This is a genomic window from Pseudomonas sp. DR 5-09 (assembly GCF_001655595.1).
Taxonomy (GTDB): Bacteria; Pseudomonadota; Gammaproteobacteria; order Pseudomonadales; family Pseudomonadaceae; genus Aquipseudomonas; species Aquipseudomonas pharyngis.
This window is the reverse complement of the sequence record NZ_CP011566.1, coordinates 166618-183523: the sequence shown is the minus strand read 5'-3', so window position 1 is coordinate 183523 and position 16906 is coordinate 166618. Positions and strand designations below refer to the sequence as shown.

Here is a 16906-nt window from a genome sequence, read left to right as displayed (position 1 = left end):
CATGGGCCTGCAAATCGGTTTTGTCGCGCTGCTGCTGTTGCTGATCGCCCTGGCCGGCTCGACGTTCCGCATCCTGCGCGAATACGAACGCGGCGTGGTGTTCCAGCTCGGACGCTTCTGGCAGGTCAAAGGGCCGGGGCTGATCCTGCTGATTCCGGTGGTGCAGCAAATGGTCCGGGTCGATCTGCGCACCATCGTCCTCGACGTGCCGCCGCAGGACGTGATCACCCGCGACAACGTGTCGGTGAAGGTCAACGCGGTGCTGTACTTCCGCGTGCTCGATCCACAGAAAGCGATCATCCAGGTCGAAGACTTCCTCATGGCCACCAGCCAACTGGCCCAGACCACCCTGCGCGCGGTGCTCGGCAAACATGAGCTGGACGAACTGCTGGCCGAACGCGAACGCCTGAACATCGACATCCAGCAAGTGCTCGACGCCCAGACCGACGCCTGGGGAATCAAGGTCGCCAATGTCGAGATCAAGCACGTCGATCTCAACGAATCGATGGTGCGCGCCATCGCCAAGCAGGCCGAAGCCGAGCGGGAACGGCGCGCCAAGGTGATCCACGCCGAAGGCGAATTGCAGGCCTCGGAAAAACTCATGCAGGCCGCCGAAATGCTCGGTCGCCAGCCCGGCGCCATGCAACTGCGCTACATGCAGACCTTGAGTTCGATTGCCGGCGACAAGAGCTCGACCATCGTCTTTCCGTTGCCGATCGAACTGCTCAAGGGCATGGCAGATTTGTCAGGTAAATCCTGAGGCAAAAGCTCGCAGTCGGCAGCGGCGTCTATAGAGGTGCGGCTTTAGTCGAGTGGTGGCTGGGGGATGAACAGGCGTGCGTTGGCGCCGCCGGCATGGATTTCGGCGCCGGGCTGCCAGGTGGCGGGTAAGGGTGAGAATTCTTCCGCAGCGCCGAACGTCCCGACCAGCCAGACCCGTCCATGCCCCGGCAATTGTGCGAGGCTGTCCAGATAGACCTCGCGGCTCACCAGTGTGCCGAAGCCGTACTCATTCGGTTGTGTCGAACGGCCGTCTGCTGTCGGCGGAGTAAAGAGGCGCACCTGCGCACCGCTGCGGTCGTAATAGACGTAGCTCAAGTACCAGAGCATGTCGCTGGTGACGATACGATCGCCCGGCAGGAAATGCTGATTGACGTAATTCACCACGCGGTCGAACTGATCATCGCTGTCGACGGTGGCGTTGTTGTTCACGCCGAGCAGTTCCACGCCGATCAGTGAGAACAACACCGCCAAAGCGAGCAACCGTGCGTGGCTGTACAAACGGTCAACGGCCAACGCCGCCAGCATCGGCAACCCCAGGGCGTACGCCGTCAAATAGCGCTCGACGAAGACCGGCGTGATGAATGACACCGCAAATACCAGCAGCAGCGGCAGTCCGGTGTACAGCGCCAACAGCATACTGCCGCGCGACACGCTGCGATCGCGCATCACCGCGACAGCCGCCAGTGCCAGCAATGCCAGGGGCAACGCTGCGAACGTCAGCAGCGGTAACGTATCGCCATCGTCCTGGATCAACCACGACCAGATCATCGACGGCAGCGAACTCAAGGTGACGGCCGGCTCCCAGCCGACATCGCCGCCGGCCCTGAGCTGTTCCATGTGCTGCATCAAGTCGAGCAGATTGGGCAGCCAGGGCAGGTACAGCACGACGATGGTCAGGTTCGCCAGCCACCAGTTCCAGCGCTGGATATGGCGGAATCGATAACCGCGCTGTACGCGGATCGCGATCAGGTAGAGCCAGTGACACAGAACCGCGAGAACGGCGAAGTAGTGGGTGTAGAAGGCCGCGCTCATCAACAACGCGTAAATCACCAGATAGCGGTTTCGCTGGGGGCGCCTGATCCAGTAAACCAGCGCCAGGCTCGCGGCGAGCAACAGTCCTCCGAGCAACGCGTACATGCGCACTTCCTGGCTGTAGCGCACCGCTGTCGGCAGCAGCGCCAGCAACAGACCGGCGATGAAGGCGGCCCGGCGTGTGGCCAGGCGATCCACCAGCCAGACGCCCAACCCGACCGCCGCGATGCCGGCCAGCGCACTCAGGCAGCGGATCGCGAAGATGCCGTCACCGAACAGCTCGATCCAGCCATGCAGCAGTATGAAGTACAGCGGCGGATGCACATCGAAGGCTGCGTGCTTCCAGATTTCGCTCAACGGATAGCGCGCCAACAGCAGACTGGACCCTTCATCGCCCCAGATCGCCGCCGCCGTCAGGTCATAAAAACGCACGAACGCCGCCAGCGCGAGGATCGGCCACAGCCAATGGTGTTTTACCCAGCGCACCCAGCGCAGACTGCCGAACCAGGAGCCGGGTGCGGCAAAGGGATCTTGCGTGTCGCCCATTGGCGTGACTCTGTTAACCGCCATTGTTTCCTCTTGCCGCGCCGTTGCGCCACGAGAGTATGACGCGCCAACCTGCTCATCACTTTAGGTCAGCCACAGCAGAACCGTCGACGCCGGCTGGCGCTTTCGCGACACCCGGCAACACGGCGGCCCGGTTCTCGTCTGGGTACACCGACTCCCATCCCCCACCCAGCGCCCGGTACAGCCCGACCATCGCCAGTGAAACGCCGGTGGAGCTTTCCACCCATTGTTCCTGGGTGGCGAGCAGTGCGCCTTGCAAGGTGAGGACGTTGACGAAGTCGACCACGCCTTCGACGTATTGCTGTTGCGCAGTGCGCAGGGCGATCTGGTTCTGGCGCACGGCTTCGGCGAGGCTGTCGCGGCGGCGCTGGCTGGCGTTGTAGGCGGTCAACTGGTCGTCGATTTCGTGCCAGGCGCGCAGGACGGTCTGTTGATAACCGATCGCCGCTTCCTGCTGCTGGGCTTCGCGCAGTTGCAGCATGCCGCGCAAGCGGCCGCCGTCGAACAGCGGCAGGCTGAACTGCGGGCCGATGCCGAAGGCGCGAGAGCCCCAGGAACCGAAATCGCTGAGTTGCATGGCTTGCGAGCCGAGGTTGCCGGACAGGGTGATGCGCGGATAGAAATCGCCCTTGGCCACGCCGATGTTGGCGGTGGCGGCATGCAACCGGGCTTCGGCCTGGCGAATGTCCGGGCGGCGTTCGGCCAGTTGCGACGGCAGGCCGATGGCGACGGTCAATGGCGACTGCGGCACCGGCGCGTCTGTGGATAACTCTTGAGCCAAGGCCTGTGGCGGTTCGCCCATCAACAGGCTGATGGCGTTGATCAGTTGCGCCTGACGTTGCTCCAGCGCCGGCAGGCGCGATTCGATGGCCGCCACTTGCGCGGCGGCTTCGGCGACGTCGAGATCGGTGGCCACGCCATCGTTGAGGCGCAGTTGCGAGAGCTTCAGGCTGTGCCGCGCCACGTCGAGGTTCTGCTCGGTGACCGCGCGGGTGTTCTGCACACCACGCAGCTGGATGTAGTTCTGCGCGGTGTCCGCGAGCACCGCCAGCAGCACACCGCGACGGTCGTTTTCCGCGACTTCGAGATTGGCATCGGCCGCTTCGGTTTCCCGGCGCACACGGCCCCAGAAATCCAGTTCCCAAGAGGCGAAGAAACCGGCATCCCACAGGTTGAAGGCGGAATCGCCGTTGTGCCCGGATGGGTCGTTCAAGCCTTCGCCGCTGTTGCGTTTGCGGGCGTAGCTGCCGGTGGCGGCGGTCGTCGGATAGCGGTCGGCGCTGATCACCTGACGGGCAGCGCGGCTTTGTTGCAGACGGCTGCTGGCCAGTTGCAGATCGAGGTTGCTGCGCAAGGCGCGCTGAGTCAGGGCCGAGAGCTGTGCGTCGTGAAAGACTTCCCACCAGCGCTCGTTCAACGGTTCGCTGACGGCCTGGCTGACGGCGGTTTTTGCCGGTTTTGCCCACTCGGCAATCCGGGTGGTTTCGGGTTTCTGGAAGTCCGGGCCGACGGTGCACGCCGCCAACGCCGACAGACTCAGGACAACCGTCATGGACTGAAAGCGCTTCATCGCTGCGGCACCTCACGCACCGAGGTGACCGAGCTTTCGGTGTCGATGCTCGCCTCTACCGACATCCCCACTCGCAGCCGTTCGGCCAGCGGCTGGCCCGGATCCAGCAGGACCTTCACCGGAATCCGCTGCACGACTTTGGTGAAGTTGCCGGTGGCGTTGTCCGGTTTGACCGCCGCGAAGGTCACGCCGGTAGCCGGGGCGATGCTTTCGACACGGCCGGTGAGGGCTTCGCCGCCGAGGCTGTCGACCCGCACGACCACGTCCTGCCCCGGCTGCACGTCGGTGAGCTGGGTTTCCTGGAAGTTGGCGACCACATAGGCCTGTTTCAGCGGCACCACCGCCAGCAGTTTGCTGCCCGGCGTCACATAGGCGCCGACCCGCACGGCGCGCTCGCCGATCATGCCGTCCTGGGGCGCGGTGATGCGCGTGTAGGACAGCTCGAAACTGGCGATTTCCAGCGCGGCCTGAGCGTGCTTCAAACTGCCTTCGGCGGCATCGCGCTGCGCCGTCAGAATCTCGACCTGCTTACGTTCCGCCGCCAGTTTCGCGGTGGCCGTGTCCAGCCGCGCAGAAGCCTGATCAATCCGGGTGCGCGCCTGCTGCGCGTTCTGCACGGTGCCGGCACCGACGCCGGCCAAGTGGTTGTAACGGTTCAATTCCTGCTGGGCGAAAGCCATTTCAGCCTTGGCCGAGACCACCGACGCCTGCGCCTGAGCGATCACCGAAGTTTGGCGCTCCAGCGTGGCCTTGGCGTTCTGCAATTGAGCGCGGGCCACCAGGGTTTGCGCATCGGCGGCTTCGGCGGCGGCGCGCAGGTCGCGGTCATCGATCAGCGCCAGCAATTGCCCGGCCTTGACCTGCTGGTTGTCTTCCACCAGCACCTCTTTGATGAATCCGGCCACACGCGGCACCACCAGGGTGAAGTCGGCAGAAACGAATGCATCGTTGGTGTTCTGCTGGGTGCGTTTGCCGAACAGGCCGGGCATCGCCAGATACACCAGCACACCAACCGCCAGCGCAGCGGCTACGGCCACCGCGAGTTTTTGCTTTGCTTGAGTCGTCATAAAAACCTTCTGTTCCAGTCAGGTCGGCGCGCGCGGCGGAAAGATCCGCGTCGGCAGCCAGAAAATCAGCAGGATCAGCGCCACCGCGACGCCGGCCATGCACAGATAAAGATCCGAGGAAGTCAGCACCACCGCCTGTTCGTGCAGACGATGGGCGAGGCCGGGGTCATTGCTTGCGGCCAGCGGTGAGTTGCCGAGGCGATCGACCAGCATCGTCGAATGAAAATGCAGGCGCGAAGTAGTCAGCGCTTCGATCACGCCGGTGGCGACCACCGCCGCCAAGCCTTTCACGGTGTTGAACCAGGCCGAGGCGAACGGCCCGTCCTGGGGCTGGATGCTGCCGGTCGACAACATCAACAGCGGCAGCACCGCCATCGGCTGGCCGAAAATCTGCAGCCATTGCAGGACGTAGAAATCGTCGCGAATCCATTCCGAGGTCAGTTGCGAGCCGCCCAGGCACGACAGGGTCAACATGCTCAAACCGATGCCGAGCACCCAGCGGCAATCGACCCAGCGCAGGTTGCACAGCGCCGCCACCAGCGGCAGCGCGATCAACTGCGGCAACGCCGCGATCAGCATGATCGGCGCAGTCTGTACCGGCCGGTAACCCTGCACCTGAGCCAGATAACTCGATGGAATCAGCACCACCGCCAGCAGCACCACCAGCACGCCGGCCAATGTCATCAGCGCGAACGACAGGTTGCGGATGCCGAGCATCTGCAACTTGAAAAACGGGATTGGCTGCGACCATTCATTGATCAGAAACGCCACCAGCAACAGCGAACCGGCGCCGAGCAAAGCGCAGATCAGGTTGGATTCGAACCAGTCCAGGCGATTGCCCTGCAACAGGCCGATCACCAGCATGCAGATCGCCGGAAAGCCCAGCAGCAGGCCTTTCCAGTTGAACGACTTGAGGCGCTCCAGGCGCAGCGGATCCTGTGGAATGCCCCAGGCAACCATCGCCATGGCAATCAGGCACGGCACGATGATTTGCCAGAACGTCCATTGCCAGCCGACGTACTCGGTCCACAACCCCGCCAGCGGCGTGCCGAGACCGGGGCCGAACGTCGCGGTCAGGGCGTAACCGGCCAGACCGTAAAGCTTGATGTTGGCCGGCAGGAATCGCAGCGCGACGGTCATCAGCATCGGCGGCAACGCGCCGCCAGCCAGGCCTTGCAGGATGCGCATCAGCAACAGGCTTTCGTAGTTCGGGGCGAACGGACAGAGCACCCCAAGCAGGGTGAACACGCCGATGGCGCACAGGGTGAAGCGACGCAGGGAAAAGGTCACCGAGCACCACGGCGCGAACGCCATGGCCGCCACCGAGGTCGCGGTGTAGCCGGCGACCAGCCAGGTGCCTTCGTCGTAGCCGATGCTCAGGGCGCCGCGAATGTCGGCCAGGGCGACCTTGGTCACCATCTCGTTGAGACCCGACACCAGCACCGCCAGCAGCACACCGACCAGACCGATGATGATTCGCGCCCCGAACACCGGTGGCGCGGCTGCCATCGGAGCGGCAGCGGCAATCGGCGCCGTGACCGTCAGGGATGTCATGCAAGCAAACTCCGGAGGGAAAAATACCGGAGCATGTTAGTAGGGCTTAGTGCTGACGAAAATTGACTTATTGGCAGCTTATAAGTGCGCCAGATGCAATCGTCAGGGCTGTGCCGCCAGCCAGGTTTCGTCGCAGCAGGTCTTGAGGGTTTCACGCAGCCAGCGGTGGGCCGGATCCTTATCGAAGCGCGGGTGCCAGGCCTGGGTGAGCATCAGGGTCGGCAACGGGACCGGCAGATTGAACGAGCGCAGCTTCAAGCCCAGCCGCCGCACGCTGAGCAGCGCTTCCTTGGGCACTGGCAGGATCAGGTCAGAGTCTGGCAGGGCGAACATCGCCGCGTGGAAACTCGGCGCAATCACTGCCACCCGCCGCTCCAGCCCCAGGGCATTCAAAGCGGTGTCGATGGGCCCACGGGCGATGCCCCGGCGGGACATGCTGATGTGGGAAAAACCGGCGTAACGTTCGGCCGTGATCTCGCCATCCAGCAGCGGATGATCCTCGCGCACCAGACCGACAAAGTGGGTGGAAAACAGGTTCTGCACTTTGACTTCCGGCATCACCGGGCGGGTGTTGCTCACGCTCAGATCGATCCGCCCTTCGCGCAGGGCTTCATCGTCACCGTCACCTTCGGGCACGAAGCGCAGTTCACAGTGCGGCGCCAATTGATCGAGAGTATCGAACAGCTTGCCGCCGTACACCCCGACGAAAAAATCGTTGGCACGAATGCTGAAGCGCCGGCGCAACGTGCCCAGCTCCACGGCATCGGCCGAGCGAAACAGCAACGCCGCCTGCTCGACCACATCGCGCACCTGCTCGCGCAGCTCCAGGGCCTTGGGCGTCGGCACCAGGCCGCGACCGGCGCGCACCAGAATCGGATCGCCAATGGCTTCGCGGATCCGCGTCAGCGTGCGGCTCATGGCCGCCGGGCTGAGGTTCATCCGCCGCGCGGCGCCGACCACGCTGCCCTCGTCGAGCAAAGCGTCGAGGGCGACCAACAGGTTCATGTCCGGGAGTTGCATGCTGAGCACTCGTGACCGATCAGGATTGATTCGCACGCAATGCTAGCAGATCGACAAATCAGCGCTGCATCCCCCAGCGCTTCACCGTCACCCGCTCCAGCGTGTCGAACACCAGGTTCTCCACCAGCAAACCGATGAGGATCACCACCGCCAGACCGGCAAACACCTTGTCGGTGTACAACTCATTGCGGTTCTGGAAGATGTACCAGCCCAAACCACCCTTACCGCTGGTGGCACCGAACACCAGCTCGGCGGCGATCAGGGTACGCCAGGCGAAGGCCCAGCCGATTTTCAGTCCGGCGAGGATCGATGGCAGCGCCGCCGGAATCAGGATGAACAGCACGAAGCGCATGCCCTTCAAACCGTAGTTGCGCCCGGCCATGCGCAGGGTTTCCGAGACGCCGAGAAACCCGGCGTAAGTGTTCAACGCCAGCGCCCACAGCACCGAATGCACCAGCACGAAAATCAGGCTGTTCTGGCCCAGCCCGAACCACAGCAACGCCAGCGGCAACAGGGCAATCGCCGGCAGCGGGTTGAACATCGAGGTCAGGGTGCTGAGCAAGTCCCGACCAACCTGGGTCGAAACCGCCAGCGTGGTCAGGGCGAAGGCCAGGACAATGCCGATCAGGTAACCCTTGATCAGCACCACCAGCGAGATCCACACCTTGCCCAACAGTTCGCCACTGAGCAGGCCGTCGTAAAGCGCATGACTGGTCTGCAAAAAGCTCGGCAGCAGCAGATCGTTGTTCTGCACCCGGGCGACCACCTCCCAGAGCACTGCGAGCAAAATCAGAATCACGCTTTTGCGCAACCAGCCCTGTTGCCACAAGCGCTGGCCCAGCGCCAGCTCGCGCTCCACCGGGACGCTGGTCAGCGGTTGCAGATCGTTTTCGAATTCTTGACGTACGGATGATGAATGGCTCATCGGGCAATCCTCCAGGCGGCTCAATAAGCGATGCGGATATCGGTGAAATCCAGTTCGCGCTCGGTTTCCGGCGACTGGCCTTCATCGAACAGCAACCGGTGAATGCGCCGCGCCGATTCCTGAAACGCCACACCGCCGAGGCTGTGCAAATCGTATTGATGACTGTGCACTTCCGCCCTCACCCGCCCCGGATGCGGCGACAACAGCAGGATCCGATTGCCGACCACCAGCGCTTCTTCAATCGAGTGGGTGACGAACAGCAAGGTGAACCGCACCTCCTCCCAGAGCAGCAGCAATTCCTCCTGCATCTTGCGCCGGGTCAGGGCGTCCAGCGCGGCGAACGGCTCGTCCATCAGCAGGATTTTCGGCTGCATCGCCAGCGCCCGGGCAATCGCCACCCGCGCTTTCATGCCCCCGGACAAGGTGTGCGGGTAGGCATCGGCGAACGCCGCCAGACCGACTTTCTCCAGATAATGCAGCGCACGCTCTTCAGCTTCCTTTTTCTTCAGCGTGCGCGAAGCCAGCAGCGGAAACATCACGTTCTGTTTGACGGTTTTCCACGGTGGCAGTTGATCGAACTCCTGAAACACCACGATCCGGTCCGGTCCCGGCGCGTCGACCCGCTGGCCCTGCAGACGGATCTCGCCCTCGCACGGTGCAATGAACCCGGCGACGGCTTTGAGCAAGGTGGATTTACCGCAGCCGGAAGGACCGAGCAGCACGAAGCGATCCTGTTGATCGACTTCGAAACTGACCTGGTGGGTGGCCCGCACGACGCGCTGCGGCGTGCGGTATTCGAGGCTGACCTGATCGACCGCCAACAGCGCTTGCGCAGTGGCGATCGGGTTGCTGGCCGCGTGGCCTTGCAAAGGGGCGTTCATGTCGATCAGCTCCCCTGCAACGGTTTGGCGTCCTGGAAGAAGTAGTCCTTCCACGATTCGGGTTTGTTCTTGATCGCGCCGACGCGGTAGAGGAATTCGGCGAGCGGGTAGGTGTTTTTCGGCGTGACGCTGAATTCGAATTGCGGGTTGTCGATGATTTTCAGCAACGCTGCGCGGTCGATCTTGGCCTTGGTCACACGGATGTATGTATCGGCCGCCGCGCCTTTATCGTTCTGCGCAAATTGCGCGGCTTCGGTCAGCGCTTCGACGAATGCTTTGTAGGTTTTCGGGTTCTCGTTGCGGAATTTCTCGGTGGCGAACAGCACGGTCGGCGAATTCGGGCCGAGTACGTCATAGGAGTTAAGCACAACGTGGACGTTCGGATTCTCCAGCGCCTGATCCTGGAACGGCGGGTTGGAGAAATGCCCGGTCAGCTCGGTGCCGCCGGCAATCAACGCGGCGGTGGCGTCCGGGTGCGGAACGGCGATGGTGTACTTGTCGAGGCGATTGAATTCCTTGTCGCCCCACTGTTTGGCCGCCGCGTATTGCAGGAAGCGCGACTGCACGGAAACGCCCACCGCCGGCACCGCGATGCGGTCCTTCTCGGTGAAGTCGGCGATGGTTTTGACCTTGGGATTGTTGCTCACCAGGTAGTACGGGAAGTTGCCCAGCGAGGCCACGGCTTTGACGTTCTGCTTGCCGTGGGTGCGATCCCAGATCGTCAGCAACGGCCCGACACCGGCGCCGGCAATGTCGATGGAGCCGGAGAGCAACGCATCGTTGACCGCCGCGCCGCCGGACAGCTGGGTCCAGTCGACCTTGATGTCGAGCCCTTCCTGCTTGCCGTACTTCTCGATCAGTCCCTGATCGCGCACCACGTTGAGCAACAGATAAACAATGCCGAACTGCTCGGCGATGCGGATCTCACCTTCGGCGTGGGCCACGGTCGGCGCCACCAGGCTGCCGGCGATCAGGCTGAAACCGAGGCCGATGGCCGCCGCCAGCGGTGCGAATGGAAGACGTTTGGACATGATCGGATCTCCGGCAAATCAGAAAGGCGCATCGCCCTGAATGGTGGTGCGATACAACTTGCGGCGCAGGTGCGCAGGGCAACCGGCGGCAAGGTGGATCAGCGAGCGGTTGTCCCAGAACACCATGTCGTGGGGCTGCCATTGATGGCGATAGATGTTCTGCGGCAGCACGCTGTGGGCGTAGAGCTCGTCGAGCAGCTGTTTGCTCTCGTCTTCCGGCAGGCCGACGATGCGGGTGGTGAAGCCTTCGCTGACGAACAACGCCTTGCGGCCGTTTTCCGGATGGGTGCGGACCACCGGGTGCACGACCTCGGCGACCTGGGCCAGTTGCTCCGGGGTCAGGGTCGGGCGCCAGTTGCCTTCGAATTTGGTTTCGCTGTAGCGCGCGGTGTAGGAATGCGCAGCCGAGCGGCCTTCAACGGCTTTGCGCAGCGCGTCGGGCAGGCTGTCCCAGGCTTTGTGCATGTCGGCGAACAGGGTGTCGCCGCCTTCGGACGGTAGTTCCTGGGCGTGCAGCATCGAGCCGAGGCTCGGCAGTTCTTTATAGGAAAGGTCCGAGTGCCAGAACTTGCCGGCATCGCCGAGGCCGATGTTCTGGCCGTTTTCGACGATGTTGGAAACGATGAGGATTTCCGGGTGATTGGCCAGCAGGAACTGCTTGAGCACGTGGATCTGCAACACGCCGAAGCGGCGGCTGAAGTCGATCTGCTGTTGCGGGGTGATGCGCTGGTCGCGGAACACCACGACGTGGTGATCGAGGTGCGCGCGGTGGATGCGGGCGAAGTCTTCGTCGTTGACCGGACGGGTCAGGTCGAGGCCGATGATCTCGGCGCCGACGGCACCGCTGAACGGGCGGACTTCGAAGGTTTGCGGCGCGGCAGTCGCGGCGCTTGGGGTAGCAGTAGCTGCGGACATCAATCAATCTCCCACGCACGGCGCGCTCGATGGCGCGCGCGTCGATCAGAAACTCACGCTGGATTGCGTGTTGGTTCGTGTCGTGCGGCGCGCCGATTGGTCGGCAGGTACGCAGGAGGCTGACTTTATAGCTATAAGAAGCGGAATTTAAATACTGTTAACGAATAACGATATGGCGAATGCTTAGGAATGGACTGGATGGTGAGTGACCATTTGCGTCACTTCTGGACGGAATGTGTTGTTTTGACAGACGCCTCGCGAGCAGGCTCGCTCCCACACTTGATCTCCAGTAAACGCAAAATCTGTGTTCGACTCATATCGAATGTGGGAGCGAGCCTGCTCGCGATGAGGCCATCAGCCTCGAATAGAATCAACGTTCGTGCAACGCCTCGGCCCGCGCCCGGATGATCGGCTTGAGCAGATAGCTCAGCACGGTCTTCTTGCCGGTGATGATGTCCACCGACGCCACCATTCCCGGGATGATCAGCAACGGCTTCTCGTCAGTGCCGAGATGGCTGCGCTCGGTGCGCAGCTTGATGACGTAGTAGGTGGTTTTCTTGTCTTCGTCGGTGATGGTGTCGGCGCCGATCTGCTCCAGCTTGGCCTTCAAACCGCCGTAGATGGTGTAGTCATACGCGGTGAATTTCACCGTGGCCTCCTGGCCCGGATGCAGGAACGCGATGTCCTGCGGGCGGATCTTCGCTTCGACCAGCAGGGTGTCGTCCAGCGGCACGATTTCCAGCAGGTCGCTGCCCGGCTGGATCACGCCGCCGATGGTGTTGACCAGCATCTTGTTGACGATACCCCGCACCGGCGAGGTGACGAGCGTCCGGCTGACCCGGTCTTCCAGTGCCTTGCCGGTGGCCTGGGCCTTGTTCAGGTCGGTGCGCGCTTCGTTGAGCTGGGTCAGGGCTTCGCTGCGGAATTTGCCGCGGGTCTCGTCGATCTTGCGCTGCACTTCCTTGATCGCCGATTCGGCGCGCGGGATTGCCAGCGTAGTGGCGTCGAGCTGACCACGGGTTTCCACTTCGGCACGCTTGAGTCGCAGCACTTCCACCGGCGATACCGCGCCCTGGGCCACCAGCGGCTCGGACATGTTGATTTCCTGGCGTTGCAGGCCCAGTTGCTGGCGATATTGCGCCTGCTTCGAGGTGAACTCGCGCAGCTCTTGCTGGCGCTGAATCAACTGTTCCTGCAGGCCACCGACCTCGTCGTGCAGTTGCTGGCGACGGCTGATGTACAACGACTCTTCGCTCTTGGCCTGACCCGGCACGGCTTTGAGCACGTCCTCGGGGAAATTCAGTGGCCGGTCATCGACCTCGGCGCTCAGGCGCTCGACCCGCAGCAGCATCGACAGGCGATCCGCTTCGGTTTCACCGACGTTGGAGGCGAAACGCGTGTCATCCAGGCGCACCAGCGGCGCGCCGGCCTCGACGATCTGGCCTTCCTTGACGAACAGCTCGGAGACGATCCCGCCCTCGAGGTTCTGGATTTTCTGAATCTTCGACGAAGGAATCGCCTTGCCGTCGCCCTTGGTCACTTCGTCGATGACGGCGAAGTTGGCCCATAGCATCAGGAACACGAAGAAACCGATGATCGCCCAGATCGTCAGCCGCACCACGCGCGGCGCGTCCTCGATCAAGGCCTTGTTGACCTCTGGCAGCGGCTGGCCCTGCAGCGATGCCGAGCCCTTGAAGTAGCGGCGGATCGAATCCTTGAAACCCGACTTAAGCAACACTGATCTGCCCCTTCTTCAACGCTTCCATGACGGCCGCTTTCGGGCCGTCGGCGAGAATCTGCCCACGGTCGACCACCAGCAGGCGATCGACCAGCGACAGCAGCGATGCCCGGTGCGTCACCAGCACCACGGTCTTGTTTTCCACCACCGCCGCGAGACGTTGTTTGAGGCGTTCTTCGCCGGTGTTGTCCATGGCGCTGGTCGGTTCGTCGAGCAACAGAATCGGCGGATTGAGCAACAGCGCCCGGGCCAGGGCGACGTTCTGGCGCTGACCGCCGGACAGGTTCTGCCCGCGCTCGCCGACTTGCAGTTCATAACCCTGCGGGTGCAGTCGGGCGAATTCGTGTACGCCGGCCAGTTCAGCGGCCTGCAGGACAAGTTCGTCTTCGACGTAACGAGCGCCGGAAACCAGGTTGTCGCGCAGGGTGCCGGCCAGCAGCTGGATGTCCTGCGGCACGTAGCCGATGTTGTAGCGCAGCTCGCTGACGTCGATCTGGCGGATGTCGACGCCGTCCACCAGCAACGCACCGTCGTCCGGCTGATAGAGGCCGACCAGCAGTTTCGCCAGTGAGCTCTTGCCGGAACCGCTGCGGCCGATGATGCCGATCTTCTCACCGGGACGGATCACCAGATTGATGTTCTTCAGCGCCGGGTTCTGTTGTTCCGGGTAGGTGAAGCTGAGCTGGCGGCATTCGATCGCGCCTTGCAGCACCTTGCGGCTCAGCGGGCGCTCTTCGAAATTGCGCTCTTGCGGCAGCTCCATCATCTGGTCGACCGAAGTCATGGTCACCCGCGCCTGCTGGTAACGGGTCAGCAGACCGGACAGCGACGCCAGCGGGCTGAGGGCGCGGCCACTGAGCATGTAGCAGGCGATCAGGCCGCCCATGCTCAGGTTGCCGGCGATGATCTGGTACACGCCGAAGACGATCATGATCACCCCGGCCAGTTGCTGGATCAGCAGGGTGATGTTCATCGCCAGACCGGAGAGCATTTTTACCCGCAGCTCGAGGCGGCTGAGGGTGCCGATGGTTTGCTCCCACTGATATTGGCGTTCGCTTTCGGCGTTGTTGACCTTCACCGCGTCGAGGCCGGCGAGGGTTTCGATCAGGCTCGACTGACGCTCGGCGCCGAGGGCCATGGTGCGTTCCATGGTTGCCACCAGCGGTTTCTGCAAGGCATAGCCGATCAGCAGCGCAATCGGGAAGGCCAGCACCGGAATCCACACCAGATGCCCGCCGAGAATCGCGATGACAATGAAGATCAGGATGGTGAACGGCAGGTCGATCAGGCTGGTCAGGGTCAGCGAGGCGAGGAAGTCGCGCAGACTCTGGAACTCATGAATGTTCTGGGCAAAGCTGCCGACCCGCGCCGGGCGGTATTTCATGGCCATGCCGACGATGCGTTCGAACAGCGTGGCGGAGATGATCAGGTCGGTTTTCTTGCCGGCCAGATCCAGGCACAGGCTGCGCAGACTCTTGAGGATCAGGTCGAACAGATAGGCGCCGGTGATGCCCAGCGCGAGCACCCACAGGGTCGCTTCGGCCTGGTTCGGCACCACGCGGTCGTAGACATTCATCACGAACAGCGGCGCGGCCATGGCGATGATGTTGATCAGGAAACTGGCGGCGATGGCGTCGGCATACAGCCAGCGCGAACGCTTGAGGGTGTCGCGAAACCACGAGCGTGCACGCGGGATCAGCGTGCCGTGGTTGACATCGAATTTGTGCTGGGGCTGGGCGAAGAACACTTTGCCGGTGTAGTCGTCGGCCAGCAGCTCGCGGCTGACCAGGGATTCGCCGCCGTCGCTTTCGCTGAGCAGCACCCGTGCTTCGTTCTCGCCCTGCCAGCCGAGCAGGACGGCACTGCGGCCATCCTTGAGCAGCAACAGCGCCGGCATGGCAATCGCCGGAATTTCTTCGAGCTTGCGTTGCAGCACCCGCCCTTGCAGGCCGGCGCGCGCCGCTGCACGGGGCAGCAGCTCGACACTCAGGCGTTGTTTGGGCAACGGCAGGCCGGTGGTCAGCATCGCCGCGCTGGCGGGTTTCTGGTGCAGCATGCAAAGAGCGAGCAGACCATCCAGTAACGGATCGTCGTGCAACGCGCGTGGATCATGACTGAGATGAACTCGACTGACTTCTGATTCCACGCTCGACACTCTTTAGCAGTTGAAAAGGGACAACTCAATTCATCCCAGGCAGCTGGACCTTGGGCTTCACGTCGTTCTGCACAACGGATGCCAAGGGTGCGACCACTCCCTGGCTCTTGAGCAATTCGCCCATGGTCGCCTTGATTCGATACTGAGTAAATAACTGAATGTTTTTGATTTCAGCCAGACGCCGCGAAGCGGTGAACAGCTCGTTTTCGCTGTCGAGCAAATCCAGCAGGGTCCGTTCGCCGAGGCTGAACTGGCGCTGGTAAGCAGTGCGCACCGAAGTGCTGTGATCAACGTACTGCTGAGCGATCGGCACCTGGGCGTTGGCGTTGTTCAGGGCGTTCCAGGCCAGGCCCAGTTCTTCATTCAATTGGCGCAAGGCGTTGTTGCGGATGTCCAGCGCCTGGTTCGACAGGTAGGACTTGGATTCCAGATCCGCCTTGTTGCTGCCGCCCGAATACAGGTTGAAGCGCATGCGCAACATGGCCTGCCATTCGTTGTTGTGACCGTTCTGGCCGTCGAGGTCGTTGTCGGCAGTGCGGCCCAGCTCGGCGTCGAAGCGCGGGTAGAAGGTCGACTTGGCAGTCTCGTATTGCTTCTCGGCCGCGGCGATGTCGGACTCGGCCGAACGCAGGATCGGGCTGTTTTCCAGCATCTGCTGGCGCGCTTCATTCAGGTTGGCCGGCATCATCGCCATGAACGGCGCCGGACGCTCCAGCTGATCGGGCATCTGGCCGACGGCGCTGAGGAAGTTGGTTTCCGAGTCGGCGAGGTTGGTCTGCTCGGTGATCAGGTTGTTGCGGGCCTGAGCCATACGCGCTTCGGCCTGATCGAGGTCGGCACCGCTGCCGACGCCGCGCTGGGTGCGCAGCTGGATCTGGTCGTAGATGCGTTGGTGGCTTTTGAGGTTTTCTTCGGCCAGACGCACGAATTCGCGACGGGTCAGCACATCCAGGTAAACCTGGGCCACGGTCAGCGCGGTGCGTTCGGAAGTGCCGAGCAGGGAATACGCGCGGGAGTTGACGGTGGCTTGTTGACGCCCGACTTCGCTGGACGTCGCAAAACCGTCAAAAACCATTTGCGACAGACGTAAACTTGACTCGCTGCGGTTCAGGGTTTCCCAGTGATTGCCGCCACCATTGGCTCGGGTGGTCACGCTGTCGGTGCCTTCACGACCATAACCGCCCAGCAGATCGACCTTGGGCAGGTATCCACCTTTTGCAGCCTTTAATTGATAATCCGCGGCCAGCCGACTGTTGACCCCTGCCTGGATTTCCGGATGGACATCCAGCGCCTGCTGCATGGCTTCTGGTAAGGATTGTGCTTGTACGAAAGAGGCGGCGAGAGCGAAGGGTAGAGCCTTGAACAGGTGCGAACGCATGGTAAAGATTTCCCAGAACTTCTTGTCTTGAATCACAGCAAATTGGTGAGCTGCGTCGGAAGATGGCAACCGGAATGACCGTATGTCGGAAAGTTTAAAACCGGAACTGGATCACACGCTGAAGGGCAGGTCGCCGCATAAATATCAATGTGACATTACTGGGACGATTGTTTAGGATGGCACCCAGAAGGTCAATAGTTTGGCATAAAGTTAATAGCGAAAGAATCTAGCCAAAATATTGACGAGCAGCAGCGTCAACTTTGCTTCATCTTTTTTTAAAAGTACGTCCA

General features: G+C 62.3%; 13 protein-coding genes. 1 reads left to right on the top strand and 12 read right to left on the bottom strand.

All coding sequences use genetic code 11. The annotated features are described in order from the left end of the window. The first annotated feature begins 1 nt into the window (after nucleotide 1). Nucleotides 2-760, top strand: coding sequence for a slipin family protein (locus PDR5_RS00765; RefSeq protein ID WP_039773021.1), 759 nt, complete (start codon nucleotides 2-4; stop codon nucleotides 758-760). 44 nt (nucleotides 761-804) lie between these two features. On the opposite strand, the gene PDR5_RS00760 is transcribed toward PDR5_RS00765, so the two are convergent. The 12 genes from PDR5_RS00760 to PDR5_RS00705 all read right to left on the bottom strand — a co-directional run bounded on the left by PDR5_RS00760 (nucleotide 805) and on the right by PDR5_RS00705 (nucleotide 16616). Then, entirely contained in the window at nucleotides 805-2385 is a 1581-nt protein-coding gene (locus PDR5_RS00760; RefSeq protein ID WP_064592589.1) for a glycosyltransferase family 39 protein, read from the bottom strand. Between the two features lie 55 nt (nucleotides 2386-2440). Continuing rightward, the gene (locus PDR5_RS00755) at nucleotides 2441-3952 is read right to left on the bottom strand and encodes an efflux transporter outer membrane subunit (RefSeq protein WP_237233774.1); all 1512 of its coding nucleotides are present in this window, start codon (nucleotides 3950-3952) and stop codon (nucleotides 2441-2443) included. Beyond that, nucleotides 3949-5019: an HlyD family secretion protein gene (locus PDR5_RS00750; RefSeq protein WP_064592587.1), complete on the bottom strand. Its 1071-nt coding sequence runs from the start codon at nucleotides 5017-5019 to the stop codon at nucleotides 3949-3951. The genes PDR5_RS00755 and PDR5_RS00750 overlap by 4 nt, the downstream gene beginning before the upstream one ends. A gap of 18 nt (nucleotides 5020-5037) precedes the next feature. Continuing rightward, nucleotides 5038-6573 (bottom strand): MFS transporter, encoded by a 1536-nt coding sequence (locus PDR5_RS00745; RefSeq protein WP_064592585.1) that lies wholly within the window; start codon nucleotides 6571-6573, stop codon nucleotides 5038-5040. 102 nt (nucleotides 6574-6675) lie between these two features. Then, complete coding sequence (locus tag PDR5_RS00740; protein ID WP_064592583.1) at nucleotides 6676-7593, bottom strand: LysR family transcriptional regulator; 918 nt, start codon at nucleotides 7591-7593, stop codon at nucleotides 6676-6678. Between the two features lie 58 nt (nucleotides 7594-7651). Beyond that, nucleotides 7652-8518, bottom strand: a complete 867-nt coding sequence (locus tag PDR5_RS00735) for an ABC transporter permease (protein WP_064592581.1) — start codon at nucleotides 8516-8518, stop codon at nucleotides 7652-7654. Nucleotides 8519-8538: 20 nt separating this feature from the next. Continuing rightward, entirely contained in the window at nucleotides 8539-9399 is an 861-nt protein-coding gene (locus tag PDR5_RS00730; protein WP_007957720.1) for an ABC transporter ATP-binding protein, read from the bottom strand. 5 nt (nucleotides 9400-9404) lie between these two features. Further along, on the bottom strand, nucleotides 9405-10430 hold the full coding sequence (locus PDR5_RS00725; RefSeq protein WP_007957722.1) for an ABC transporter substrate-binding protein: 1026 nt from the start codon (nucleotides 10428-10430) through the stop codon (nucleotides 9405-9407). Nucleotides 10431-10448: 18 nt separating this feature from the next. Continuing rightward, nucleotides 10449-11345: a TauD/TfdA dioxygenase family protein gene (locus PDR5_RS00720; protein ID WP_064592579.1), complete on the bottom strand. Its 897-nt coding sequence runs from the start codon at nucleotides 11343-11345 to the stop codon at nucleotides 10449-10451. A 370-nt stretch (nucleotides 11346-11715) separates the two neighbouring features. Next, nucleotides 11716-13083 (bottom strand): HlyD family type I secretion periplasmic adaptor subunit, encoded by a 1368-nt coding sequence (locus PDR5_RS00715; protein ID WP_011331851.1) that lies wholly within the window; start codon nucleotides 13081-13083, stop codon nucleotides 11716-11718. Next, nucleotides 13073-15229, bottom strand: coding sequence for a type I secretion system permease/ATPase (locus tag PDR5_RS00710; protein ID WP_064592577.1), 2157 nt, complete (start codon nucleotides 15227-15229; stop codon nucleotides 13073-13075). The genes PDR5_RS00715 and PDR5_RS00710 overlap by 11 nt, the downstream gene beginning before the upstream one ends. Before the next feature lie 34 nt (nucleotides 15230-15263). Then, nucleotides 15264-16616, bottom strand: coding sequence for a TolC family outer membrane protein (locus PDR5_RS00705; RefSeq protein WP_011331849.1), 1353 nt, complete (start codon nucleotides 16614-16616; stop codon nucleotides 15264-15266). Between the last annotated feature and the right edge of the window lie 290 nt (nucleotides 16617-16906).

Bases quoted from the DNA above. Each gene is read 5' to 3' on its own strand.
- PDR5_RS00745 (WP_064592585.1), bottom strand. From the start codon at position 6,573: ATGACATCCCTGACGGTCACGGCGCCGATTGCCGCTGCCGCTCCGATG.
- PDR5_RS00750 (WP_064592587.1), bottom strand. From the start codon at position 5,019: ATGACGACTCAAGCAAAGCAAAAACTCGCGGTGGCCGTAGCCGCTGCG.
- PDR5_RS00755 (WP_237233774.1), bottom strand. From the start codon at position 3,952: ATGAAGCGCTTTCAGTCCATGACGGTTGTCCTGAGTCTGTCGGCGTTG.
- PDR5_RS00740 (WP_064592583.1), bottom strand. From the start codon at position 7,593: ATGCAACTCCCGGACATGAACCTGTTGGTCGCCCTCGACGCTTTGCTC.
- PDR5_RS00760 (WP_064592589.1), bottom strand. From the start codon at position 2,385: ATGGCGGTTAACAGAGTCACGCCAATGGGCGACACGCAAGATCCCTTT.
- PDR5_RS00720 (WP_064592579.1), bottom strand. From the start codon at position 11,345: ATGTCCGCAGCTACTGCTACCCCAAGCGCCGCGACTGCCGCGCCGCAA.
- PDR5_RS00705 (WP_011331849.1), bottom strand. From the start codon at position 16,616: ATGCGTTCGCACCTGTTCAAGGCTCTACCCTTCGCTCTCGCCGCCTCT.
- PDR5_RS00735 (WP_064592581.1), bottom strand. From the start codon at position 8,518: ATGAGCCATTCATCATCCGTACGTCAAGAATTCGAAAACGATCTGCAA.
- PDR5_RS00765 (WP_039773021.1), top strand. From the start codon at position 2: ATGGGCCTGCAAATCGGTTTTGTCGCGCTGCTGCTGTTGCTGATCGCC.
- PDR5_RS00725 (WP_007957722.1), bottom strand. From the start codon at position 10,430: ATGTCCAAACGTCTTCCATTCGCACCGCTGGCGGCGGCCATCGGCCTC.
- PDR5_RS00730 (WP_007957720.1), bottom strand. From the start codon at position 9,399: ATGAACGCCCCTTTGCAAGGCCACGCGGCCAGCAACCCGATCGCCACT.